The organism is Peribacillus phoenicis (assembly GCF_047238085.1).
In the GTDB taxonomy this organism is placed as follows: domain Bacteria; phylum Bacillota; class Bacilli; order Bacillales; family DSM-1321; genus Peribacillus.
Genome location: NZ_JBDFMF010000001.1, coordinates 5397306 through 5420841 on the forward strand (window position 1 = coordinate 5397306; position 23536 = coordinate 5420841).

Annotated in this window: 19 protein-coding genes; 8 read left to right on the forward strand and 11 right to left on the reverse strand. The window is 41.9% G+C overall.

The window, feature by feature from the left end; genetic code table 11:
- The first annotated feature begins 213 nt into the window (after positions 1 to 213).
- Complete coding sequence (locus ABC374_RS26770; RefSeq protein ID WP_413020175.1) at positions 214 to 1104, forward strand: peptidylprolyl isomerase; 891 nt, start codon at positions 214 to 216, stop codon at positions 1102 to 1104.
- Positions 1105 to 1431: 327 nt separating this feature from the next.
- Here the strand turns inward: ABC374_RS26770 and ABC374_RS26775 are convergent, their stop codons facing one another.
- The gene (locus ABC374_RS26775) at positions 1432 to 1956 is read right to left on the reverse strand and encodes a YtxH domain-containing protein (RefSeq protein WP_413020176.1); all 525 of its coding nucleotides are present in this window, start codon (positions 1954 to 1956) and stop codon (positions 1432 to 1434) included.
- 169 nt (positions 1957 to 2125) lie between these two features.
- Between ABC374_RS26775 and ABC374_RS26780 the strand changes: the two genes are divergently transcribed.
- Both ABC374_RS26780 and ABC374_RS26785 read left to right on the forward strand, forming a co-directional pair.
- Complete coding sequence (locus tag ABC374_RS26780; RefSeq protein ID WP_350300914.1) at positions 2126 to 2590, forward strand: MarR family winged helix-turn-helix transcriptional regulator; 465 nt, start codon at positions 2126 to 2128, stop codon at positions 2588 to 2590.
- Entirely contained in the window at positions 2590 to 5706 is a 3117-nt protein-coding gene (locus ABC374_RS26785) for an MMPL family transporter (protein ID WP_413020178.1), read from the forward strand. Before ABC374_RS26780 ends, ABC374_RS26785 begins: the two co-directional genes overlap by 1 nt.
- A gap of 499 nt (positions 5707 to 6205) precedes the next feature.
- On the opposite strand, the gene ABC374_RS26790 is transcribed toward ABC374_RS26785, so the two are convergent.
- From ABC374_RS26790 to nagA, 4 genes are read right to left on the reverse strand one after another with little or no spacing between them, the layout of a single operon-like run.
- Positions 6206 to 6928: an SIS domain-containing protein gene (locus ABC374_RS26790; protein WP_413020179.1), complete on the reverse strand. Its 723-nt coding sequence runs from the start codon at positions 6926 to 6928 to the stop codon at positions 6206 to 6208.
- 34 nt (positions 6929 to 6962) lie between these two features.
- Entirely contained in the window at positions 6963 to 7685 is a 723-nt protein-coding gene (locus ABC374_RS26795) for a GntR family transcriptional regulator (RefSeq protein WP_350300917.1), read from the reverse strand.
- A 14-nt stretch (positions 7686 to 7699) separates the two neighbouring features.
- A complete protein-coding gene (nagB, locus tag ABC374_RS26800) occupies positions 7700 to 8434 on the reverse strand; it encodes a glucosamine-6-phosphate deaminase (RefSeq protein ID WP_413020180.1) in 735 nt (244 codons plus the stop codon).
- Entirely contained in the window at positions 8434 to 9612 is a 1179-nt protein-coding gene (nagA, locus tag ABC374_RS26805) for an N-acetylglucosamine-6-phosphate deacetylase (protein ID WP_413020181.1), read from the reverse strand. The genes nagB and nagA overlap by 1 nt, the downstream gene beginning before the upstream one ends.
- Positions 9613 to 9912: 300 nt before the next feature.
- On the opposite strand from nagA, the gene nagE reads away from it, so the two are divergent.
- The gene (gene nagE / locus ABC374_RS26810; protein WP_413020182.1) at positions 9913 to 11823 is read left to right on the forward strand and encodes an N-acetylglucosamine-specific PTS transporter subunit IIBC; all 1911 of its coding nucleotides are present in this window, start codon (positions 9913 to 9915) and stop codon (positions 11821 to 11823) included.
- A 56-nt stretch (positions 11824 to 11879) separates the two neighbouring features.
- Here nagE and ABC374_RS26815 read toward each other — a convergent pair whose 3' ends face one another.
- Genes ABC374_RS26815 through ABC374_RS26830 form a run of 4 tightly spaced genes read right to left on the reverse strand, consistent with a single transcriptional unit; the run spans position 11880 to position 15736 of the window.
- Complete coding sequence (locus tag ABC374_RS26815) at positions 11880 to 12701, reverse strand: ABC transporter ATP-binding protein (protein ID WP_413020183.1); 822 nt, start codon at positions 12699 to 12701, stop codon at positions 11880 to 11882.
- Between the two features lie 15 nt (positions 12702 to 12716).
- Positions 12717 to 13739 carry a FecCD family ABC transporter permease gene (locus tag ABC374_RS26820; protein ID WP_413020185.1) on the reverse strand — a complete coding sequence of 341 codons (1023 nt, stop codon included), beginning with the start codon at positions 13737 to 13739 and terminating at the stop codon, positions 12717 to 12719.
- On the reverse strand, positions 13732 to 14739 hold the full coding sequence (locus ABC374_RS26825; protein WP_413020186.1) for a FecCD family ABC transporter permease: 1008 nt from the start codon (positions 14737 to 14739) through the stop codon (positions 13732 to 13734). The genes ABC374_RS26820 and ABC374_RS26825 overlap by 8 nt, the downstream gene beginning before the upstream one ends.
- Positions 14740 to 14761: 22 nt before the next feature.
- Positions 14762 to 15736, reverse strand: a complete 975-nt coding sequence (locus tag ABC374_RS26830; RefSeq protein ID WP_413020187.1) for an iron-hydroxamate ABC transporter substrate-binding protein — start codon at positions 15734 to 15736, stop codon at positions 14762 to 14764.
- Between the two features lie 492 nt (positions 15737 to 16228).
- Here ABC374_RS26830 and ABC374_RS26835 point away from each other — a divergent pair, with 492 nt between their 5' ends.
- From ABC374_RS26835 to ABC374_RS26845, 3 genes are all read left to right on the forward strand, one after another.
- On the forward strand, positions 16229 to 17098 hold the full coding sequence (locus ABC374_RS26835; protein WP_413020188.1) for an alpha/beta hydrolase: 870 nt from the start codon (positions 16229 to 16231) through the stop codon (positions 17096 to 17098).
- Between the two features lie 191 nt (positions 17099 to 17289).
- Positions 17290 to 17463: an MbtH family NRPS accessory protein gene (locus tag ABC374_RS26840; protein ID WP_413020189.1), complete on the forward strand. Its 174-nt coding sequence runs from the start codon at positions 17290 to 17292 to the stop codon at positions 17461 to 17463.
- A complete protein-coding gene (locus tag ABC374_RS26845; protein ID WP_413020191.1) occupies positions 17460 to 18914 on the forward strand; it encodes an MDR family MFS transporter in 1455 nt (484 codons plus the stop codon). The genes ABC374_RS26840 and ABC374_RS26845 overlap by 4 nt, the downstream gene beginning before the upstream one ends.
- Positions 18915 to 19130: 216 nt before the next feature.
- Here the strand turns inward: ABC374_RS26845 and ABC374_RS26850 are convergent, their stop codons facing one another.
- Positions 19131 to 20864 carry an AAA family ATPase gene (locus ABC374_RS26850; protein WP_413020192.1) on the reverse strand — a complete coding sequence of 578 codons (1734 nt, stop codon included), beginning with the start codon at positions 20862 to 20864 and terminating at the stop codon, positions 19131 to 19133.
- 249 nt (positions 20865 to 21113) lie between these two features.
- Between ABC374_RS26850 and def the strand changes: the two genes are divergently transcribed.
- Positions 21114 to 21692, forward strand: a complete 579-nt coding sequence (gene def / locus ABC374_RS26855) for a peptide deformylase (RefSeq protein WP_101225705.1) — start codon at positions 21114 to 21116, stop codon at positions 21690 to 21692.
- Positions 21693 to 21978: 286 nt separating this feature from the next.
- On the opposite strand, the gene ABC374_RS26860 is transcribed toward def, so the two are convergent.
- Positions 21979 to 23493 carry an MDR family MFS transporter gene (locus tag ABC374_RS26860; RefSeq protein ID WP_413020193.1) on the reverse strand — a complete coding sequence of 505 codons (1515 nt, stop codon included), beginning with the start codon at positions 23491 to 23493 and terminating at the stop codon, positions 21979 to 21981.
- Positions 23494 to 23536 lie beyond the last annotated feature (43 nt).

Consider the following 23536-nt stretch of genomic DNA (forward strand, 5'->3'; position numbering starts at 1 on the left):
AGGCCCATATAACGGTATAATTTCGTTTTTTGTATTGATCAACCAAATCTCAATGTAAAATGGTAGCAGAATGAAGTACTCTAAAATATCTGTAGGGATATAAGTATGTTAGTATAATGATTGAGTTAGTGCATATTGAAGGTGGAACTAAAATCTTAAGGATTAATTAATATTTCCAAGCTATCATAATAGAAAACTTAAGGGAGAGTATTCATGAAACTATTAAGAAGCACGAAGGCATATATTTGGGCAGGGAGCATTTTAATCATTGCCGGGATCATGGCATTTGCGATGATTTCGTCCATGGATAAGACAATTGCGAGTATCGATGGCGAGAAAATCAATGAGGATGAGCTGTATGACGCGCTTGTTGCGGGATACGGAGCAGATACTTTAGACCTGTTAATTACGAATGAATTGGTTGAATTGGAAGCGGAAAAAGCAGGAATTAAAATTAAGGATGAAGAAATCCAGAAAGAAATCGATGTTATGGTAGAGTCCTATGGTGATGAAAAGTCGCTAAAAGATCAATTGGAAGCAAGCGGTTCTTCAATGGAAGCCTTAAAAAAGGACATCGTGGTTTATCTGCAAACGAAAAAACTGGTAGAACCGAGAATTACCGTGACGGACGAAGAAATCAGTACGTATTTTGAAGATAACAAAGATACATTTGCTCAAGCGGAACAAGTGGAAGCCAGTCATATTTTAGTCGAAGATGAAAAAACGGCTAAAAAGGTTGCGAAAGAAATCGAAGATGGCGGTGATTTCGCTAAATTGGCAGCTGAATATTCTACTGATACCGAAACGGCGGATAACGGTGGAAGCCTAGGGTATTTTGGGAAAGGTGATATGGTGGAAGAGTTTGAAAATGTTGCCTTTGATCTTGATATAAATAAAGTCAGTGATCCAGTTAAATCCGAATATGGGTACCATATCATAAAAGTAACCGGTAAGAAGGAAGCAAAAAAAGCTAATTTAGAAGACAGTAAAGATGTAATTAAAGAAACGCTTCTTTCTGAAAGATTACAAGAGGAATATCCCGTTTGGTTAGCAAAAGTGAAAAAAGACCATGAGATAACGAATAAATTGGAGGGCTCTAACTAAGGTTATCAAGTGAAGGATATAACGAACAAAGAAGCTGAGGCAAAATGCCTCAGCTTTTATTATGGCTTCTACGATTTGGATGTTGATTTCCGCATCAGGCACTCGCTTTCCGCGGGCGGTCGTGAAGCCTCCTCGGCTTGCGCCTGCGGGGGTCTCCCCTAGACGCGCTTTTCCCGCAGGAGTCTCGTACCTTTCACTCCAATCAACTCTGTTATAAACTTAAATCGAACCATACCTATGGAGTAGAGGTGTTGCTTTGGGTCATATGTTGGGCCCATTTTCTCTATAAAAAAAAGCTGAGGCATAACGCTTCAGCTTTTTTATATATTAGAAGTTGGATGAAATTGATTTTTGATTGGATAATCCAGATTTTTTAACGATTTCATCACTCTCTTTTTCACCTTTATCATTATCGGATTTCAATGATTGTGATGGCGTTTCTTTCAGCTGTTTACCGGCAACGACCACCTTTGAACTGATGTCTTTTAATTCACTTGTTGCTTCCTTCGCTGTACCAAGGGCATCAGTGGAGATATCCTTTACTTCCGATACTTTACCAACCACGTCTTCATTGACGGTTTCATATAATGTTTCGACGTCACTGATTGCTTCTTTAATCGTTTCGGTTGCCCCTTTGACTCCTGATACCATCTGTTCCTTCATTTCGCCAGGGTTTTCCTTGACCTGTTCAAACATATTCATGGAGTTGTCTTTTAAAAGGACGGCTGAACGCTTTACTTTATTTCTTGTGTTGGAGTCAAGTAAGGTCAACGCACCACCAACAAGCCCCCCGATTAGAATCCCTTTTAAAAGTTTGCTATTCGTTTGAGTTTCGGTAGTTGATTGAGTCATTTATATTTCCTCCTTTAGAATAGTAGATTATTTGCTTACTTTGGGTTTTCCCTTATTTACCATAAGTTAAACTGGAAATAATAAACTGTCATGGGATTGACATAATAAATAAAACAATAGTAATCTACATATAGTTAAATGGCTGAACTACTTTTTGGGAGGTGCAACGATGACTAATGAAAAAGTTACTGGATTGATTGATCGATATATGAAGGTGTCTTTCAATGTCAATAAGATGGGGGAGCTTCTAATAAAAGATCAGATTTGTGATGTGCTGACGAACGAACAATACTATACTTTACGGTTCATTCAACAACAGCGGTTGTGTACATCGACGGAAATCAGTGATGCCTTTTATATTAATAAGAGTGCCGTCACATCCAACATCAATAGGCTGGAAGGCAAAGGATTGATAGAACGGGAACAGGACCTGGTTGACCGAAGGGTCTTTCACTTGAAGCTTTCAAAAGTGGGGGAAGCATTGTTACAGGAAACGGAAAATAAGATTCATAAGTTGGTAGAGAGCATCATGACGAAATTCGATTATGAAGAGATCGTAGGATTCCTTGATACATATGAGAAGCTTTCACAAATTTTCATTCAAATGAAGAATGAGGAATGGGAGGGAATATAATGAGGGGGATCATAAAGGGAAGATGGCTGGTCATTATCGCTTGGGTTGCAATTACGGCAGGTTTATTGTTTGCTGCACCGAATATGGCGGACCTTGTCCGGAATAAGGGACAGCTGGATGTACCGGCAGAGTACTCCTCTGGGATGGCCAATGAGCTAATGAAAGAGATCCAAGATAAGGATGAGTCACAAGTGGCCCTCGTATTTCATGGTGATAAGAAGCTGTCTTCCTCGGAATTGAAAGAGATTGAGATAGCGATCCAAAACCTTGAAAAGAATAAAGCAGAGCTTGGCATCAAAGAGGTCATGACCCATTTTAAAGAGCCCTCGCTAAAAGGTCAGTTGGTCTCGAAGAATGAAACAACGGTTTTGACATCCATCACGATGGTCAAGGGGGACCGAGAAGCTAAGGAAGTGATAGATGCCCTTTATAAAGAACTGGAGCAAGTGGATGTCGAGCATTATTACACAAGCAGCTGGATGATCGATGAAGATCTTAATGCCAATTCCCAAGAAGGGCTGAAGAAAACTGAAGGCATCACGGTTGTCTTCATTCTGGCTGTATTGCTGATAGTCTTCCGTTCAGTGGTGGCACCGATCATTCCGTTGGTAACGGTAGGTTTCACTTATTTATGTTCACAATCCATCGTCTCATTCCTGGTGGATAAATGGGACTTTCCGATTTCGTCTTACACCCAAATATTCCTGGTAGGTATTTTATTTGGAATCGGGACTGATTATTGCATCCTGCTGCTTAGCCGTTTCAAGGAAGAGCTATCGTCACAGGAGTCCTTGCCTGAAGCGATCGTCGAGACATACCGAACTGCGGGTAAGACGGTCTTCTTCAGTGGGCTGACTGTAATGATTGGCTTTGCGGCAATCGGTTTTTCAACTTTTAAGCTCTATCAATCTGCGGCGGCCGTTGCCATAGGGGTTTTCATTTTAATGATCGCCCTTTATACGATCGTTCCATTTTTCATGGCGGTTCTTGGCAAAAAGCTATTCTGGCCGGCAAAAGGGAAACTTGCGCATAGTGAAAGTAAACTATGGGGAATTCTCGGTAACTTCTCCATGAACCGCCCATTGTTGGCGTTGATGATCGTTGCAATCGTCTGTGTTCCATTTTTGTTTATGTATGATGGGAAGATTTCATATAACTCCCTTGAAGAAGCGGGTGATGATGTTCCTTCCATCATGGCATTTAATATCATTTCCGATGAATTCGGACCGGGACAATCCATGCCAACACAGATTGTCATAAAGAATGACGAACGCATGGATTCGGAAGAATACGTCGCGCTTGCTGAAAAAATCAGCCAGGAAGTCGTCAAGGTGGATGAAGTCGATGTAGTTCGATCCATGACCCGCCCGACAGGTGAACCGATTAAGGACTTATTTGTAGCGAACCAGGCCGAAACTTTGGAAAAGGGAATCGGGGAAGGAAATGAAGGCATTAAACAAATCAGTGATGGATTAAAAACGGCAGGCAGTGAGCTTTCAGATTCAGGACCGCGGTTGAAGCAAGCGACGGACGGAATAGGTGGTCTCATTACCGGGACCAATGAATTAAAGAGCGGCGTAGGCCAGGTGGAGAAGGCGTTAACAAGCATTGAAGCAGGCATTCGCGATGGTTCTTCAGGTACTGGGGATATAAAAAACGGACTGAATGAGGTCAAGGCAAACTTGGAGAAGCTCGCCACCGGAAGCGGACAGCTCCTCGAAGGCTATAAACAATCAGCTGATGGGTTAAGTGAGCTCACAGGTGGATACAAAGAGATTCAAACTAATCTTACGGGCGTATCAAAAAGCCTTGCCGGTTTAAATCCTTCCTTTGAGCAAATGGAAGCCACTCATCCAGAATTACAGGCGGATCAGTCCTATCAAACGATCAAGCAAACAGTGCAAGGGGCACAGGGTGGCTTGGAGCCCATGGCAGCAGGCCTTTCCGAGCTCAATAGGAATCTTGGTTCAGTGTCCGGCGGTTTGAATACGGCGAACGAAAATATGGCCCAAATCGTAAATGGTCAAACATCTCTCGGAGAGGGCCTGAACCAATTGATTTCAGGTGTTGACACTTTACAAAAAGGTCTAAGCACGATGGCCAATGGTCAGGGGGAAGTCATAAATAATCTGTCAGGATTTAAAGGAGGGCTTACCAGCTTAAGTAATGGGCAGCAAGAACTCCTAAATGGTTTTTCAAGCCTCGGCGGGCAACTTACTGATTTGACGGATGGCTTAAATGAAAGTGCGAATGGTCTGAATGAAGTCCATGATGGACTATCGTCCGCACAGGGTTATTTATCAGGGCTGGCAAAAACTGATAAAACGGTAACAGGCATGTACATTTCCAAAGAAGTAGTCGAAAGCGAAGAATTCGGGGAAGCATTGAATGCGTATTTATCTGAAGACGGTAAAACCATGACCATGGATGTGGTGTTCAAGGCGAATCCATATTCCAATGAAGCGATCGAGCAAATCGATTCGATTGAGGCAACCGTTGAAAGAGTAACGAAAGATACAAAGCTAGAAAATGCGCAAGTGGCGATAGGGGGAATCACAAGTACACATCATGACTTGGGCATGATGTCTGGGGAGGATTTCTCACGGACGGTTGTTTTGATGCTGTCGGGTATCGCAATCATTCTCTTTTTCATGCTGCGATCCCTGGTCATGCCGGTCTATTTGATTGTGTCGCTCGTTTTGACTTATTATACAGCGGCAGCCATTTCCGAGTTGATTTTTGTTAATATTCTCGGTTACGCCGGCATCGGCTGGGCAGTTCCTTTCTTTGCTTTCGTCATCTTGATTGCTCTTGGCATTGACTATAGCATTTTCTTGATGGATCGCTTTAACGAATGGAAAGATAAACCGGTCAAGGAAGCGATGTTACTGTCCATGAGAAAAATGGGAACGGTGATCATCTCGGCGGCTGTCATTCTGGGCGGAACCTTTGCTGCCATGATGCCAGCAGGAGTTTTATCGCTCTTGGAGATAGCCACTTTAATATTGGTGGGGCTTGCTTTATATGCGTTTGTCATATTGCCATTGTTTATCCCAGTTATGGTTGCGACGTTCGGAAACGCGAATTGGTGGCCGTTTTTGAAAAATAAGGAATAAACTTAGATTAAAGAAGGCATCCGTATGGATGCCTTCAGTTTTTCGACTGAATGGGGGTTCTTGTATGGATGGAACCTCCCTAGACCGAATAAAGTGCGTGGTAGGTCGAATAAAACCGTGAACGGTCGAATAAAGTGCGTGGCAGGTCGAATAAAACCGTGAACGGTCGAATAAAGTGCGTGGTAGGTCGAATAAAATCGTGAACGGTCGAATAAAGTGCGTGGCAGGTCGAATAAAATCGTGAACGGTCGAATAAAGTGCGTGGCAGGTCGAATAAAACCGTGAACGGTCGAATAAAATGCGGGGCAGGTCGAATAAAACCGTGAACGGTCGAAAAAAAGCTCCGATGACGAATAACTGGGCTCCGGCTGAAATCAACTAAACATATTCAAATAAAAAAACTGCAGACAAACTCGCTTTTCCTCGAGTTTGTCTGCAGTAAGAAGGCATCCGAATGGATGCCTTCTTTAATTATGTATTCCTTTTTGGCTAAATCGATTCATAATTGGGGGATTCTTGTTTTATATTTCGCGATGATCTTTTGATTGTGTTCATCTGCCCCTTCGATATTACTGCTTAGGAATACGGGAGGGGTCTCTCCTGATTCAATAATCGTTTGGATGACTTGCGTGAAAATCATATTGAGGAGAACGGCCCCGACCACAGTCGATCCAGAACCAAAAGGTATATTATTTGATTTCAGTAATGTGTCACCTTTGGCAATATGATTGTCTATGACCAAATCAACGACATCGTGGAGATAATGCTTCTGTTTATGCCGTGAAGAACAACTTTTTGCATATTCCGGTGATGTTAGTCCAATGACGAAGGCCCCTTTTTCTTTGGCGATAGTGGCGACATCTATGGGAACGGGATTTACGCCGGATGATGAAATGACGATACAGACATCACCAGGACGGATATCCTCAGCATGCATGAATTTTTCTGATAGGTCATTTTGCCGTTCAAGTTGGGATGATCTTGATGCACCCTTAAAAAGCATCAAATCTTCAACGAAAATAGGACGAATTGCGGCTAACCCACCTGCCCGGTAGAATACCTCTTCGGTCAAAATATGAGAGTGTCCGCTTCCGAATAGATGGATGATTCCATCTGACATCACTGCTTTTGTGATATGTTCCACAGATTCCTTAATTGATTGCTTTTCCTGTTCTTCCACAATTGTGAGTAAAGCCTGTACTTCTTCAAAGTATGAGTTCATATATGTGACACCCTCCGGTTGAAAATATTCAATTTTATCTGCTTATATTGATACTGAACTTGTACCTGTCCGCACGATAAGCCGATTTAACATATTCAAGGGGAGTTCCATCTATTAGGAACGTATGCCTTTGAATGAATAATATGGGTGAGTGCTTTGGAATCGCTAAATGGGTGACTTCTAATTCAGAAGCAATCGATGATTCCAACGTTTGTGTAGCATAGTCTATTTTAAGTTTAACGTAGTTCTCCACATATTGGTAAAGAGAAAGGTTAATGATTTCTTCCGTTAATCCTTTAATTAAATTGGCAGACATGTACACGGTCTCGAGCGCCATTGGAACATCATCAGCCAACCGAATGCGTTTTATTTCATAAACGGGAGCATAAAGGGAAATGTGCAATTCACTGGCAATCTTCTTATCAGCCGGAATGATTTCAAAGCTCAGCAGCTTACTGCTTGGATTCAATCCCCTGGCTTTCATGTCCTCGGTAAAACTGGTCAACCCATTGAGCTGCTGCTCCAACTTCTTATCGGCGACAAAGGTTCCCCTTCCTTTTTGACGGTATAAGTATCCGTCATTCACCAAATTATTTATGGCTTGCCGGACTGTCATCCGGCTAATTCCGAATTGCTCGGCATATTCACGTTCAGATGGAAGGGCATCGTGCGCTTGGAACTCACCGTTTTCTATTTGTTTTTTTATTTGTTCTTCGATTTGAAAATAAATCGGAAGAGGTGAGTTTTTATCAATCATCGACTTTCGCTCCTTTAGGGTATTATCACACCGGATAATGCTTTTTGGTCTGCGATAATTGTAACATTATTATGTTTTTTTAGGATAGAAGCAGGGAATTCCTCTGAAATGTCACCGTGTATCAATTTCTTCAGTGTTTCGGCTTTTTCTTCACCAGATATCAGCAACAGAATTTCTTTGCTTTTCATGATTGTTGAAATGCCCATCGTAACGGCATGTGTAGGAACTTCGTCTATGGAATCGAAATAACGTGCATTCGCTTGACGCGTGGATTCTTCGAGTGTCACGACATGTGTACCGGATGTGAAGGAAGTTCCGGGTTCATTAAAACCAATATGGCCATTTTGCCCAATGCCAAGTATCTGAAGATCAATCCCTCCCGCGGAATCAATCATTTCATCATATCGTTTACATTCTCCGTTGGTGTCATCTGCTGTGCCGTTTGGCAGGTGAGTGCTCTCTTTATTTATATTGATGTGATTGAATAAGGAGTCATCCATATAATAATGGTAGCTGTTTGGATCATTTGGTTTTAAGCCGATATACTCGTCAAGATTAAAAGACGTTACATTTTCGTAAGAAGTATGATTACGCACGTGATCTTCAATCAAATTATCGTACATTCCTTTAGGGGTACCGCCTGTTGCAAGGCCCAATTTGATATTTGGATTTCCTTTCACTTTTCCGATCACTATTTCTGCGGCTGTCCGGCTCATTTCCATGTAGTCCTGCACTTGTATGATATTCATTATACATTCTCCTTTTTAAAAGCTAAATTTCCTCTGCAGAACGTCATTTCAACGTCCAAGCGGTCATTCAATATTACAAGATCGGCGTCTTTGCCGACCTGGATGCTTCCTTTTCTGTCAAAAATCCGAAGCTGTTTGGCAGGGTTTTCCGCCGTCATTTTTATTATGTCAGTCATGGAACAATCGGTATATTCCATTGTGTTCTTGATGGCATCGTTCATTTTCAAGATACTGCCGGCTAGTGTACCATCTGAAAGCGTTGCTCTCGTTTCGTCAACATTAACAGGCTGACCACCTAAATCATAGGTTCCCTTTTCAAGCCATTTGGCACGAAGTGAGTCCGTTATCAAGATCATGCGTTCGCTGGTAATTTGGTTATATGCCAGTTTGATCATTTCCGGCCTGCAGTGAATGCCGTCAGCGATAAGTTCAACATATAGCTCGTCTCGAAGATAAGCAGCTCCCAAAACACCAGGTTCACGGTGATGGAGTCCCCGCATCCCATTATAAAGATGTGTAACGTGGGTAGTCCCTGCTTGGATTGCTTCATCGATTTGGTCATATGTTGCATCTGAATGTCCAATGGAAGCGACGACGCCAGTTGCCTTTAAGTGAGCGGCAAGATCTAATCCGTTTGGTTGTTCAGGAGCAAGCGTTACAAGCCTGATTTGATTTTCTGACATTTTCTGCCACATTTTAAATAGAGTGACATCAGGGTCAACGATATGCTCTTCAGGCTGTGCTCCTTTACGGACCGGTGAAATGAAAGGACCTTCTAAATGGATTCCAATTATTTCAGCGTGTTCTTGAGATTGATTTTCGATATATTTACCAGCATTAAGAAGTGCTGATTCAATGGCTTCGGTAGATTGAGTCATTGTAGTGGCCAGAAAGCTGGTGGTTCCTTCTTTGGGAAGAGTCTCTGCCATTGTGGATAATGCTTCATGTGTGGCATCCATTGCATCAGAATTGGATGCTCCGTGAATGTGGATGTCGATTGCACCGGGAATTACCTGATAATCCGGTGAAAGAGTAATTACCTTGGCATCATCGTCCTGTTTGTATTGGCTGACTGGACCAACTTCGGCAATTTTTCCATCCACGACTTTAATATACCCATTTTTGTATGTTTCCTTTTCGCTATGAACTATTAGATTATTAATAATGAATGTTTTCATACATAATCTCCTTTATGAAAGTAAAACTTAATGAATGAGTCTCATATATTTTGCCCTCATTTTATCGTTTTTATTAAAAGTTGTCTAGACCAGTTAGGGTGTATCAGGAATAAAAAAGCATTTTTCGCTTTATTTTCGAAGAATATAGTATATTTTTAAGTGAATTGGTATAGACATCTATATATTTTCTGTGCTAGTATAAGCCAAAGAAAAGTTATTATATTGATAAAATGAAAACGCTTTATACGTCTTTTCGTTCTGCTGAATCAAAAGAAGTTAGGAACAAGGGAGATGAGTTCGATGTTAAATTTTTTACAAAAGATAGGTAAGGCTTTAATGTTACCGATTGCTGTTTTGCCAGCAGCGGCTTTATTGCTTCGTTTAGGGCAACCGGATTTACTTAATATTCCTTTTATGGCTGCCTCGGGACAAGCTATTTTTGATAATCTTGCCATATTGTTCGCTTTAGGTATAGCGATTGGATTATCCAAAGATGGAAGCGGTGCAGCGGCATTGGCAGGTCTTGTTGGTTACTTTGTTTTAACGAATGGTACACAAGCGATTAATAAAGATATCAACATGGCTGTTTTAGGCGGTATTATATCCGGTATAGTTGCCGCTCTTCTATATAATAGATACTCCGACATAAGACTCCCTGAATGGCTTGGATTCTTTTCAGGGAAACGATTCGTCCCGATCATCACTTCGCTTGCGATGATTATACTTGCGGCAATATTCGGTTTTGTTTGGCCGCCGATTCAAGACGTAATCAATAGTGTTGGAGACTGGATTACAGGTGCAGGGGCATTGGGTGCCGGCGTATTCGGCGTATTGAATCGCTTATTGCTTCCAGTAGGACTGCATCATGTCTTGAATAGTATGGTTTGGTTCGTCTTTGGTGAGTACAATGGAGCGACAGGTGATATAAATCGTTTCTTCGCAGGGGACCCGACTGCTGGGCCCTTCATGACCGGCTTTTTCCCGATCATGATGTTCGGTCTTCCAGCTGCGGCATTAGCGATGATAGCAGCTGCTAAGAAAGAGAAACGTAAATTGGTGACGGGGATGCTTGTTGGGTTAGCTTTCACTTCTTTCCTTACAGGAATCACTGAACCGATTGAATTTCTGTTCATGTTCATCGCACCGGTGCTATATGTAATACATGCCCTTTTAACAGGGGTCTCGCTGGCACTTGCTGTTATATTGGATATCCATCATGGTTTTGGATTCTCCGCAGGAGCGATTGATTATTTCTTGAACTTTGGTATTGCGCAAAAACCGCTATGGTTAATACCGATTGGATTGGTATACGCGGCAGTTTACTTCGTGATTTTCTATTTTGTCATCAAGATCATGGATTTAAAAACACCTGGCCGTGAAGACGATGAGGAAGAAGTGGAAGAAGAAACTATTGTGAAAACAGGGGATAAATATACCGATATGGGATCGCTTTTCATTCAAGATCTTGGCGGTAAAGAGAATATAAAGCTAATTGATAACTGTGCAACACGCTTGCGTTTACAAGTGGCCGATTCAGGTAATGTGAATGAAGCAGCCTTAAAACGGCATGGTGCGCGCGGTGTCATGAAGTTGAATAAATCGAGTGTGCAGGTCATTGTTGGAACGAATGTTGAATTCGTTGCAAATGCAATGAAACAACTTGTCAAGAATGGCGTCGACCCAAGCCAAGTGAAAGCAGCTCCATCTGCACAAGTGGCAGAGGATATAGTAGAGGAAAACCAAGCTTTGGGTGCAAATGACTTTGTCCTTCCAATTGAAGGAACCGTTTTACCGATAGAACAAGTTCCCGATCAAGTGTTTGCCATGAAAATGATGGGGGATGGCTTTGCTATCGAGCCAGTCAACGGAAAACTAGTATCTCCAATCGATGGGGAAGTGCTAAGTATCTTCCCGACAAATCATGCACTGGGATTGAAAATGGATAATGGTCTGGAAATTCTGATCCATGTTGGTTTAGATACAGTTAAATTAAATGGAGAAGGGTTTACATCTCTTGTGCAAGAAGGTCAAAGAATAACAAAAGGAACACCTCTTTTGGAAATTGATTTAGATTTCATAAAACGGAATGCCCCATCAACGGTCACTCCTATTATATTCACTAACTTACCTGAAGGAACGGCAGTGAAATTGCAAAAGTCAGGGATCCAGAAACAAAATACACCAGATATCATCCAGTTGGAAAAACTATAAAACGTGTCAAAAAAGGGATGTCGACAATGTCGACATCCCTTTTTTATGCTGCATCTTTATTTGGATAAAACGGCTTCTTTATATACTTCTTGCTGTGATAAATTGTCATAACCAAAACAAACGGGTGCCCCATTGGCAGGATCTATCATAACCCTTGCATGAATACGAAAGACTTCTTCTAAAACGGCAGGTGTAATGATTTCGCTGGGGGTACCGATTTTAACGATTTCTCCTTCCTTCATCGTTATGATTTCATGTGAAAACCGGGACGCATGGTTAATATCATGCAGCACCATGACAGTCGTTATTTTTTGTTCTTTATTAAGTTTATCAACTATTTGCAAAACCTCTAGTTGATGAGCCATATCAAGGTAGGTGGTCGGCTCATCCAATAATAAAATCTCCGTTTTCTGTGCTAAAGCCATTGCTAGCCAAACTTTTTGTCTTTGACCACCGGAAAGATTTGTGATCTCCCGGTTTCTAAATGAAAGGGTTTTGGTGATATCCATGGCCCATTCAATCGTTTCTTTATCTTCTTTCGTTAATTTATTTACATTATTGCGGTGCGGATACCTTCCATATGAAATAAGCTCCTCTACCTTCAATTGGGCTGGTGCAACCGGGTTTTGGGGAAGTAGTGCCAAGTGCTTGGCAATTTGCTTCGTATGGATCTTATGTAAATCCTGACCTTGTAAAAAAACGCTTCCGCTCTTTTGTTTTAGAATGCGGCCTATCGTTTTCAGTAATGTGGATTTACCACAGCCATTAGGACCAATGATGGTAGTGACCAGGCCTTCTTTTATTTCCAAGTTCAAGTCTTTGAACACCGTGAATTTCTCGTAATTCGTTTCTAGATTTTCCATACGGAGAATACTCACTGATCATCTCTCCTTCTACGCTTTAGCTTTAATTAGTAAATAAAGAAAATATGGGACACCAATAATTGAGATGACGATCCCGACTGGCAATTCAGCGGGTGCAAAAACGGTTTTTGCGATAAAATCGGATGCAATCACCAGCAGTGCACCAATTGCTCCCGATACTGGGATGACCTGATTGTGATGGATACCTACAAGGTGCTTCGCTATGTGGGGAGCCATTAAACCTACGAATCCGATATTTCCTGATACGGAAACGGAGGCGCCCACCAATCCGATGCTGCAGAGTAAAAGGATGATCGTTTCCTTTTCTACAGAAACCCCCAAACTTTTAACACTCGATTCTTCCAACTGATACAAATCCAGTAAATACGCCTTTTTCTTAATAATCGGAATCAGGACCATCATCCATGGTAACATGGATGCGATGTATTTCCAGTTCGCATCATATATCGTTCCTGAGAGCCAAACCGTTGCCATTTCAAAATCGGTTGATTTCATTTTTAATGATAAATATAAGGAAAGGGCACCAAATGCTGAGCCTATGGCGATTCCGGTCAGTAAAAGGCGGCCCATGTCCAGGGTGCCGTTCTTCCAAGAGAAAAGGAAAATCAATAGGGCTGCCAAAAGCCCGCCCACCAAACCGAATAGCGGAAAACTCATAATGGAGAACCAGTCCGAGCCGCTGTTTTGACCTTGATAGAAAAACATGAAAATGACAATGGCTGTCCCAGCACCGGCATTAATACCGAGAATACCGGAATCGGCCAAGCCATTTTTCGTAACCCCTTGAGTGACAGTCCCAGCAATTCCTAAGCTCACTCCCACCAAACCGGCGATCACAATGCGGGGGAGCCTGAAATCGAAGATGACCAAATCAAAATCGGAAACTGGATTCACCCTGAATAAGGTCTGAAGGACAGCTTTGACGGTCATGTCGAATGTACCGGATATCAAACTAAAATAACTTGTAATAACGATTAAACATAAAATGATGGTCATCGTGATGGTGAAGCGCCACCGAGTATTCTTATCCATTCTTTTCTCCTCCTCTCGTTCTTATTAAGTACAGGAAGAAAGGAATGCCGATCAGGGAAGTAACGACTCCTATGGGGGTTTCGAATGGATAATTAACAAACCGGCTCAAGACATCGCACAAAGCTAGAAAAACCGCACCGATTACCCCTGCAGATGGAACGATCCATTTATAATCGATCCCAATTAAAAACCGGGTGATGTGGGGGATGATAAGTCCAACAAAACCGATTTTCCCTACAAGCGCCACTGCGATTCCCGTTAAGCAAATGACGGAAAGGAGGGCCACAGCTTTTACTATTTTTGTGCGCTGACCTAAATTGATGGAAATTTCTTCGCCTAAAGATAATATCGTAATGGATTTTGCGATGAATAGGGCGAGGATGATTCCCACCATTCCACACGGTATCACCAATTTTAGTAAATTGGGATCGATTTGGTGCAACCTTGAGTTGTACCAAAAACTTACATTCTGGGAAATTTGGAAATAGGATGCTATGGCAGCAGAAATACTGCTTAAAAATGTCCCGATCACAGTTCCGATTATGGCTAATCGAACGGGCGATAATCCATTAGGAAGCAGCGACCCAAAACCAAAGACAATTCCGGCTCCCAATGCAGAACCTAACATTGAAAAGAGGATCATTTGGAATGAAGACATACCTGGAGCAAATACCATACAAAGTGTAATCACGAACGCAGAGCCATCCGTCACTCCCATGATTGAAGGGGATGCAAGATAATTTCTTGTCATCCCCTGCATGAGTGCTCCTGATATGGCTAAAAATGCCCCGACGAGAAGGGCACCCAAAACTCTAGGCAAGCGAGAAGCCATAATGATCGTATGGTCAACGTTACTAGAGTCATAGTGGAAAATGGCATTCCATACCGTTATGGAATCTATATTTTTGGCACCATATAAAATCGATAATACGATGGAGAAGCAAATCAATAAAGGTGCCATACAAAGAATTATTATTGGTAATGAATTTGTTTTTGCCATATCAATCAACGCACCTTACTGTTTATTTAGCTAATTCTTCCGTTGCAGCCTTCAGGAAAGCTGTTTTACTCCAAGCCGTTCCACCTTGAGCTAGAGGATCAACCGAGTTTACAAACACTTTATTGTCTTTTACTGCCGTGATGCTCTTCCAAATGGAGTTGTTTTCCAAATCTTTTAACGCTTCCGGTTTTTGTGCATTTTCACTTTCCGAGAACTGCAAGAAGACATAATCTGGGTCAAGTTCTGCAAATTTTTCTAATGAAATCATTTCTTGTGCTTTAATTGGCTTGATTTCTTCAGGGACGGTCAAGCCTAGATCTTTATAAATTACTGGGTTGAAATATACATCCTCAGGATATAGGAATAGGCTGCCGTTCCGGATTCTCACCACTAATACCTTTTTATCCTTCAGCTTTTCACCGAGTTCCAGTTTTGCTTTTGCGGCGTCATCATTATAGGTTGTGATGATTTTTTCGGCTTCATCTTTTTTACCTGTAAGGCTGGCCATTAACCGCAGGTTGTCTTCCCAATTGGTCGAAATATGTGAATAAGGGAATGTTGGCGCCACTTTTTCCAACTTTTCCGTCACATTAGCTGGAGATTTAGAAGACCACATGATGACATCAGGTTTCATCCCAAGAAGAGTTTCATAGTTCGGCTGCATTTTTTCACCGATTGACTTAGCACCTTCGAGGTCTTTAGCTAAATATTCTGGTATTTCCCCACCTACAGTAACAACACCCGAAGGCTTAATCCCCAATATGGCTGCATCCTCCATTGATTCCAAACTAGCAGTGGCGATACTGGTAACTTTAGCTGGGATTGTATACTCCTTATCCAGATATATGACGGTTTGGGTCTTTGTTTCTTTTTTAGCCGAATCCGTCACTTTGCTTTTTTCTGAAGCATCGCTTGAAGTCTTTTCGGCATTGCCGCAAGCGCCAAGTCCTAAACTGAATACTGTTGCCATTCCAAGTACGAATAATTGCTTTTTCATTAGTCGATTCCCCTTTTGGATATATAGTATATAAATTTATCGCTGCTTCATGGTCTCCACAGACAAATCTTTATTTGTTTTAAATGCTTTTTCACTTCCTTCACCAAATAGCATAGCCACCAAAAAAGATATGCTTTTCTACATGTCATTTGATAACGATTATCATTATCAATTTAACATGCTATTAAATATATAATTAATTTCCTATTAGTTCAAGAATAATTTTCCAAAGTTGTATTTTTGGTGAACTAACATTCATCCAAAAATGCTTTGGAAATCAGGGCAGAAAGGGGAGGGAAAGCTCTTTTCTGTAAAATGATAGGGGGAAATTATTGATGTATGGTTGATATATCCATTGAGAAAGATTATCATTATCGATATCAAGGTAATCTTTCTCAATTATATTCTTTTGATATTAAAAGAGCTTAAATTATTTGAGAAGTAAACAATGAATAAGATTACGAGTATTAGAGGTTGGGGGAATTCATTTAGATGATGCATAAAAAAATGGACAAAAGCGTAATGGACAAAACTGTTGCCAGTACAGAGGTTACGATCAAAGGAACTCAACACTTTCTCATGCATTCGAGTACCGGGGAACGTGAATACCAAATCTTTGTATCAAAGCCTTTGGAAGAGCCGCCACCTACGGGATATCCGGTCATTTATTTGCTGGATGCCAATTCTGTATTTGGAACGATGGTCGAGGCGGAACGATTGCAATCACGCCGGCCGGAAAAGTCAGGAGTGGTACCGGTTATCATTGTAGGTATTGGATATGCCACCAATGAACCATTTTCTTCTGAACGTTATTATGATTTCACTCTGCCCGTTGAGGTTAGCGAGTTACCTGTAAGACCGGACGGAAGTCCATGGCCTTCACATGGAGGGGCGGAAAACTTTCTGAAATTCATAGAAGACGATTTAAAACCGGAAATCGGTAAAAGGTATAAGGTCGATTACAATAGCCAAACGCTTTTCGGGCATTCCCTTGGCGGTCTTTTCGCTTTATATGTTCTTTTTGAAAATCCGTATGCTTTCCAAACATACATAGCTGGGAGCCCATCTCTCCATTGGAACAAAAAGTGGTTCCGCGAGGAGGAGGATAGGTTTCTTTCCCGATTAAATCAAGGAAATGGTGATATTTCCTTATTGCTTGGCGTGGGGGAGCTGGAGGGCACCCATAAAAGTGGCATGAATGAAAATGCATTAGAATTATCAAAACGTTTATCCATGATTGATAGTGGAGTGAACGTTCAATTCAAGGAGTTTGAAGGGGAAGGGCATCTTTCCGTTTTGCCGCCTTTGATTAACAGGGCCTTACGTTTTGCTTTGAAGAGAAATGTTTCTGGTAAGAAATAGGTCTTTCTCAGTAAATACGTGGAGGGCACTTGACCATTAAGTTATAAGTATATATCATTACCTGCAGATTCCATTTGATAATGATTATCATTATTAGTTTGAAAGTGCAGCGTGCTGAAATTGGCCAGGAGATTGCTAACAAACATCCACTATCTAGAATTTGAAAAAATTATTAAGGAGGACAATAACTGATGACCAACCTTTTCGTGAATGAAACTGGCATCTACAATGGATTTATAAATGAAGAAGGTCGGCATTCCCTTTGGCCCGCCTTTTTGGTTATTCCAGAAGGCTGGTCATTGATATATCGAGAGGACTGCTGGAAATACAAAAAACTAGTTGCTAGCATTGATGGAACAAAATGAAAACAAGGATACAAATGGACCCTAAATTAGTAGTGAGCATCGTTTATGTCATAGCGATGTTCATGGTTTCGATGGACGGGACGATTGTCAATGTGATCCTGCCCACGATCAGTAATGAATTCAACCTTGATCCCTCTTCAGCCGGTGGCATTAATGTTGGATATTTAGTAAGCCTGGCTGTATTCCTTCCGGTAGCTGGTTGGCTTGGAGATCGTTTTGGAACCAAGAAAATCTTCTTGATGGCATTGGGTGTCTTTACGGCAGCCTCCTTTTTATGCGGATTCGCTAATAATCTTCAAACCTTGAACTTGTTCAGGGTTTTGCAGGGGGCAGGAGGTGGGATCCTGACACCAGTTGGAATGGCCATATTATTTAGAACGTTCTCTGCTGAAGAACGACCAAAGGTTTCCCGTTCCCTTGTGCTCCCCATTGCATTCGCACCAGCTGTTGGTCCGATCGTTGGCGGATTCCTTGCGGAGCAGCTGTCTTGGCGTTGGGCATTTTATATAAATGTGCCTTTCGGAATTATGGTCCTGTTATTCGGTGTATGGTTTTTAAAAGAACATAAAGAGCCTACTGCTGGCAGGTTAGACCTCCCAGGATTCTTAATGTCAGCTGCAGGCTTTTCCATGCTGATGTATGCAATGAGCTTAGGACCATCTAAAGGATGGGACTCCCCAGTGATTATGTATACAGGTTGTATCGGTTCAATTCTTGTTTGCTCATTTATTCTATTGGAGCTGCGTGTGAACGAACCGATGCTTGATTTGCGTTTATTATCCGATCGATTGTTTCGGACATTGGGCATCATTTCATTATTTTCAATGGCGGGCTTATTGGGGATGCTCTTCGTGTTCCCGTTAATGTATCAAAGTTCGCTTCATGCTTCAGCTTTAGAAAGCGGGCTGACCACTTTCCCGGAAGCTATAGGTTTGATGGTGGCATCCCGGATGATGCCTTGGACTACGAAGAAATTGGGCATACATCAGGTGATCCGGATAGGGCTGCTTGGTACAATTATCATTTATACATTGATTAGCATTGTCGGGCCGACAGCCAACCCCTGGTTCCTTCGTGCCTTATTATTTAGCGTCGGTATATGTTTGGGACATACTGTTGTGGCCGTACAGTTTTCCACTTTCACCAATATCAACTCTGCTTCGATGGGAATGGCAGCCACATTGTTCAATGTCCAAAACCGGATTGGCTCTGCCATTGGTGTAGCCATCCTAGCCAGCATTCTGGGGGAGGTGGGCACTAGCTCGATAGGAACGAATGGGGAGCAGCATGTTAATTTAACATCCTATCAATTTGCTCTCCTCGGTTCTGTGGCTTTGCTCGTCATAGCCCTATTATTTGCGATGCGTTTGAAAAAGGATGATTTTAAGGCCAAGATACCGAAACAGCATATGGCTAAATCCCTTGATGTAAAGCAGGTCAGAAGCGGATAAGTAACCCATTCGGTTAGGTTTCTGGTAAAGGAAGGCCACTGTGATTTTGCAGTGACCTCCCTATCATTTTGCTAGCAGTAAAGGGACTGTCTACATAAAATTTTAATTAAAGATTGGCTTTGCGGCTCACTACCATATATGAAAAAAAGAGCCTGTTCGATTGGAAACAGGACTCTACATAATATATTAGGTCTTAAGTCTCAGCGGAAAAGAGTGTTATGCATTCGAGCATATGCTGGTTATTTCTGCTGCATCAACGATACGCTGAACTTCAGATCCCTCAAGTGTCTCTTTTTTCAATAACTCTTCAACAAGCTCTTCATACTGTAGGCGATTCGAGTCAATCAACATTTCCGTTTCAGAAATCGCTTTCGTGAATAATTCCTGCATCTTTTGCTCCTTCTCGCCTTTATTAAAGGTGAGAGTGAATCCATCTTGAAGCATTCCGGTATCGACCATTTGTTCAAGTAGATGTTTCGCCTGCTGCACATCTCCGCCTACACCGATGCTGTGTTCACCTAAATACATTCTTTCCGCCACGCCGCCTGCTAAAATCATTTTGACTTGATCAAGCAATTCACTGGCTGTTGCCAGATGGAGTTCTTTAGGTATTGGCGCTACATACCCAAGGGCTTCCCCACGCGGAATGATGGTCGCCTTTCGAACGGAACCGGGCTTTGTCAAAGCCGCAATCAGGGCATGTCCACTTTCATGGATGGCCACGCGCCGTTTCGTATCCACATCATTCAAGGTACGTGATGTCGCTCCAAGTATCGTGCGGTCAATGGCGTAATCAAGATCCTGTTTACGAATCATATCCTGTTCATTCCTCAGGGCATGACGTGATGCAGTATCGAACAGGGAGCTTAAGTCAGCACCGGAGAAACCGGATGTACTTTCAGCCAACTCATCCAGGGAAGCAAGGACATCTGTCGCCAGACGCTTACCCTTCGTATGGATATTGATGATTTCCTTTCTTCCTTGTGTATCCGGAAGTGGAACTTGGAAAGAGAAATCGATCCTGCCCGGACGTAGAAATGCCTCATCGAGCATATCTTTCCGGTTGGTCGCTGCAATGAATAAAATCCCTTCATTTGGATGGCCTCCATCCAATTGCACAAGCAGTTCAGTTAACGTTTTTTCGCCTTCTTCCCCTCCATGAGCTTTCCTTTTACCAGCCAACGCGTCGACTTCATCGATAAAAATGACAGCTGGCGATTGCTTACGTGCATTTTGGAAAAGACTGCGGACACGGGCTGCACCGACTCCAACAAACATTTCGTTGAAGGCTGAACCGCTCGTTGAGAAGAAGTTTGCACCAAGCTCTTTTGCGATTGCCTGTGCAAGCAAGGTTTTCCCCGTTCCAGGGGGGCCGTATAATAAAATGCCTTGAGGCGGCTTAATTCCAATTTTAGCTGAACGTTCAGGTTCCTTTAGTGTAGTGAGTGTCTGTAGGATTTCCTGTTTGATTTCGGATTGCAAACCGCCTACATCATCCAAAGTTATCTCTGGCAGGGGCTTTGGGGTGGAAAGGCTTTGTTTTTTACTGCCGATCCGCAATCCGCCTTTTGATTTTTTCTGTATAATGACAGCGGTTGTGACGAGAGCCGCCATTAATCCGCCTAAAATCCATAATGCTGATTTATTAGTTGATGAAAAAGAATATTGAACGTTATAAGTTTCGACAAGTTTATTGATCATTTGACTGTTGGGAGGAATACTGGAAACGTATTCTCCATCGGGCGTGGAGATGTGAAGAGTGCCATTTCTTTTTTCTTCAATGGTGACAAGGGCTCCATTTTGGGCTTTAATCGTCTTTTCCACCGAGGAAAAAGGAATGACCATATCCTTTGACTGAGTAACAACATACCAACTGATTCCAACAATTATCACAATGAGAGCCGTCAGGAACGGCAGCAATTTCGAAACTAATTTAGAGTTCGAGTTCAATTTTTCATCTCCTTTAAGAATATATATTCAGTATAAAATTTTTAAACATGTAATCTATAGGTCTTTATGCCTTAAATTAAAGGTAAATAATGTTAAAGTCAAGAAATAATGTTTATTACAAAAGTTTAAAGGGCCCGGAATTTAGAAACATTTAATCTAACCGGCATATTAGACTTTTTAAATGCGAAATGCTAAAGTGAAATGGTCTAAGTCATGAAAAAATAAAATGGTAGAAGAGTGTGAAGTTCTATGAGTAAATTTATAAAAGACTATATGATTACGATGAAGGATATCGTTAGAGAAGGTGATCCCATTCTGCGTCAGGTAACGGATGAAGTTAGCCTGCCGATTTCGGATGAAGATCGTGAAACGTTGGAATGCATGATGCAATACCTGAAAAACAGCCAGGACCCAAAACTCCAAAAGAAGTACAACTTACGTGAAGGAGTTGGGTTGTCTGCCAATCAGATAGGCTTGAATAAACGCATGTTCGTCATGTATTTTCCCGACGAAAAAGGGAAGCTGTTTGAATATGCCCTTGTGAATCCGAAAATCATCAGCCATTCTGCCACAATGATCTATTTACCGCAAAGTGAAGGCTGCCTTTCCGTCGACCGTGACATTAAAGGGTATGTACCGCGTTATGAACGGGTTAAAATCAAAGCTTTGGACGGTAATGGTGAGGAAATAGAGATGCGGCTGAAGGGATTTGCTGCAATCGTGTTTCAACATGAGTTAGATCATTTAAACGGGATGATGTTTTATGACCGGATCAACACCGAAAATCCTTTCAAGCTTCCGGAAAACGTGGAAGTGAAAAGTCTGTAAGGCAAAAAGGCAAAGCGACATGCTTTGCCTTTTTACTGTTTTATGGCTGCAAAAGCATATCCTTTTCCATATGCTTTTGCAAATCACTGAGTATGGCCAGGTTCTGTTAGCTTAGCTAAGAGTTCGGATAATCTTCCCTAATATAAGAAGTGCCTCTGATTTAACTGTCTCCAAAACATACGTCCTTCAAACTTGTAACCTCGGTATGATCTTTCGGCAATCTTCACTTCCTATATAGAAGGGAGATGAAAATAATAAAAAGCGCTGCAAATGCAGCGCTTTTTATTTATTGTAAGTATTCCTTTTTTGAAGGTGTTTCCACTCTTGTTTTTCCCATGAAGAATACAGTGATTGCTGCAAGACCGATCGGAATGAGAGCCAAGGTGAATATCAATGAAATCGAATCGGACATCGCATGAACGATTTTATCCAGGATAAAGTCCGGAATCTTGGCACGTGCGTCCGATTGGAAAAGCTGCCGTGGGTCCTCCATCAACCCGGCTGTATCCGGACTTCCTTGCATTCCCTTAAACGCGTCCTTCATTTTACTTGTGAATACATTGTTCTGAATCGCTCCATAAATCGTTACTCCGAGTGTCATCCCAAAAGAACGGAGGAATGAGTTTGTTGAGTTGGCCGACCCCCGGAATCTAGGTTCCAAGTTGTGAATGGATGCTATAGGCAAAAGGGAGAAGGAAAAGCCCATGCCAAATCCAGTCAAAATCATGTACAAAGTTAATAAAGTCCTGCTGGTATCAGGGGTGATGGTTCCTAATAGAAGCATCCCTGCAAAATAACAGATGACAGAAACCGTCATTAAGTTGCGAAAACTTGTCTTTGTATTGAATATCCCGCCAACTGCACTGCCGAATACAGAACCAAGCATCATGGGAGTTAGGATCAATCCGGCATTTGTTGCGGAACCACCGTAAACTGCCTGCACGAAAATCGGGATATAGACGGTTAATATAATGAATGTACCGCCATAAAGAATGGCTAAGATCTGAGAAGTGGCAAATAATCGCCTTTTAAACAGCCATAATGAAATGATTGGATCTTTTGCCCTTTTTTCGAAAAAGAAAAATGAAACGAAGAAAACCACAAAACTGGCAAACAGTCCTATGATGGGAGAAGAACTCCAGCCATACTCCCCGCCCAGTTCGAGAGCGAACATTAAGCTGATAACGGCAATCACGAGTGTTGCTGCGCCACCCCAATCAATTTTTTGCTCTTGGGAGTTGGGTGACTCCTTGTAGTAATTCCAGATGAAAAATAAAGAAATGATCCCAATCGGAACATTGACGTAGAAAATCCAGTGCCAGCTGGAGTATTCAGTAATATAAGCGCCTAAAAGTGGTCCCAATACGCATGATGCCCCAAACACAGCACCGAAAAGGCCAGTTAATTTTCCCCGTTTTTCAGGTGGGAAAATATCAAAAATGATCGTAAAGGCTATAGGCATCAAAGCGCCTCCGCCGATCCCTTGGATTGCACGGAAGATACTTAACTGCACTATGCTCTGGGCCATGCCGCATAATGCGGAGCCGATTAAAAAGACTATAAGTCCAAAAATAAAAAACCTCTTTCTTCCATACATATCGGAAAGCTTACCGAATATCGGCATACTTGCCATCGTGGCGACCATATAGGCAGATGTCACCCATACGAACTTATCGAATCCGCCTAAATCAGAAACGATCGTTCCCATTGCAGTCGCAACAATCGTATTATCCATTGCTGACATCAAGATACCCAATAGTAATCCGGCAACAATGAATTTTTGTTTTTTTTGAGCGTTCATTTATTTTCCTCCTTCGTATCAACCAGCTCATGAATTTCCTTTA

Excerpts from the sequence above, each read along its gene's own strand:
- ABC374_RS26840 (WP_413020189.1), top strand. The coding sequence starts at position 17,290 with ATGACCAACCTTTTCGTGAATGAAACTGGCATCTACAATGGATTTATA.
- ABC374_RS26825 (WP_413020186.1), bottom strand. The coding sequence starts at position 14,739 with ATGGCAAAAACAAATTCATTACCAATAATAATTCTTTGTATGGCACCT.
- ABC374_RS26780 (WP_350300914.1), top strand. The coding sequence starts at position 2,126 with ATGACTAATGAAAAAGTTACTGGATTGATTGATCGATATATGAAGGTG.
- def (WP_101225705.1), top strand. The coding sequence starts at position 21,114 with ATGAGTAAATTTATAAAAGACTATATGATTACGATGAAGGATATCGTT.
- ABC374_RS26830 (WP_413020187.1), bottom strand. The coding sequence starts at position 15,736 with ATGAAAAAGCAATTATTCGTACTTGGAATGGCAACAGTATTCAGTTTA.
- ABC374_RS26860 (WP_413020193.1), bottom strand. The coding sequence starts at position 23,493 with ATGAACGCTCAAAAAAAACAAAAATTCATTGTTGCCGGATTACTATTG.
- ABC374_RS26845 (WP_413020191.1), top strand. The coding sequence starts at position 17,460 with ATGAAAACAAGGATACAAATGGACCCTAAATTAGTAGTGAGCATCGTT.
- nagE (WP_413020182.1), top strand. The coding sequence starts at position 9,913 with ATGTTAAATTTTTTACAAAAGATAGGTAAGGCTTTAATGTTACCGATT.
- ABC374_RS26835 (WP_413020188.1), top strand. The coding sequence starts at position 16,229 with ATGATGCATAAAAAAATGGACAAAAGCGTAATGGACAAAACTGTTGCC.
- ABC374_RS26775 (WP_413020176.1), bottom strand. The coding sequence starts at position 1,956 with ATGACTCAATCAACTACCGAAACTCAAACGAATAGCAAACTTTTAAAA.
- nagA (WP_413020181.1), bottom strand. The coding sequence starts at position 9,612 with ATGAAAACATTCATTATTAATAATCTAATAGTTCATAGCGAAAAGGAA.
- nagB (WP_413020180.1), bottom strand. The coding sequence starts at position 8,434 with ATGAATATCATACAAGTGCAGGACTACATGGAAATGAGCCGGACAGCC.
- ABC374_RS26790 (WP_413020179.1), bottom strand. The coding sequence starts at position 6,928 with ATGAACTCATACTTTGAAGAAGTACAGGCTTTACTCACAATTGTGGAA.
- ABC374_RS26770 (WP_413020175.1), top strand. The coding sequence starts at position 214 with ATGAAACTATTAAGAAGCACGAAGGCATATATTTGGGCAGGGAGCATT.
- ABC374_RS26785 (WP_413020178.1), top strand. The coding sequence starts at position 2,590 with ATGAGGGGGATCATAAAGGGAAGATGGCTGGTCATTATCGCTTGGGTT.
- ABC374_RS26795 (WP_350300917.1), bottom strand. The coding sequence starts at position 7,685 with ATGATTGATAAAAACTCACCTCTTCCGATTTATTTTCAAATCGAAGAA.
- ABC374_RS26820 (WP_413020185.1), bottom strand. The coding sequence starts at position 13,739 with ATGGATAAGAATACTCGGTGGCGCTTCACCATCACGATGACCATCATT.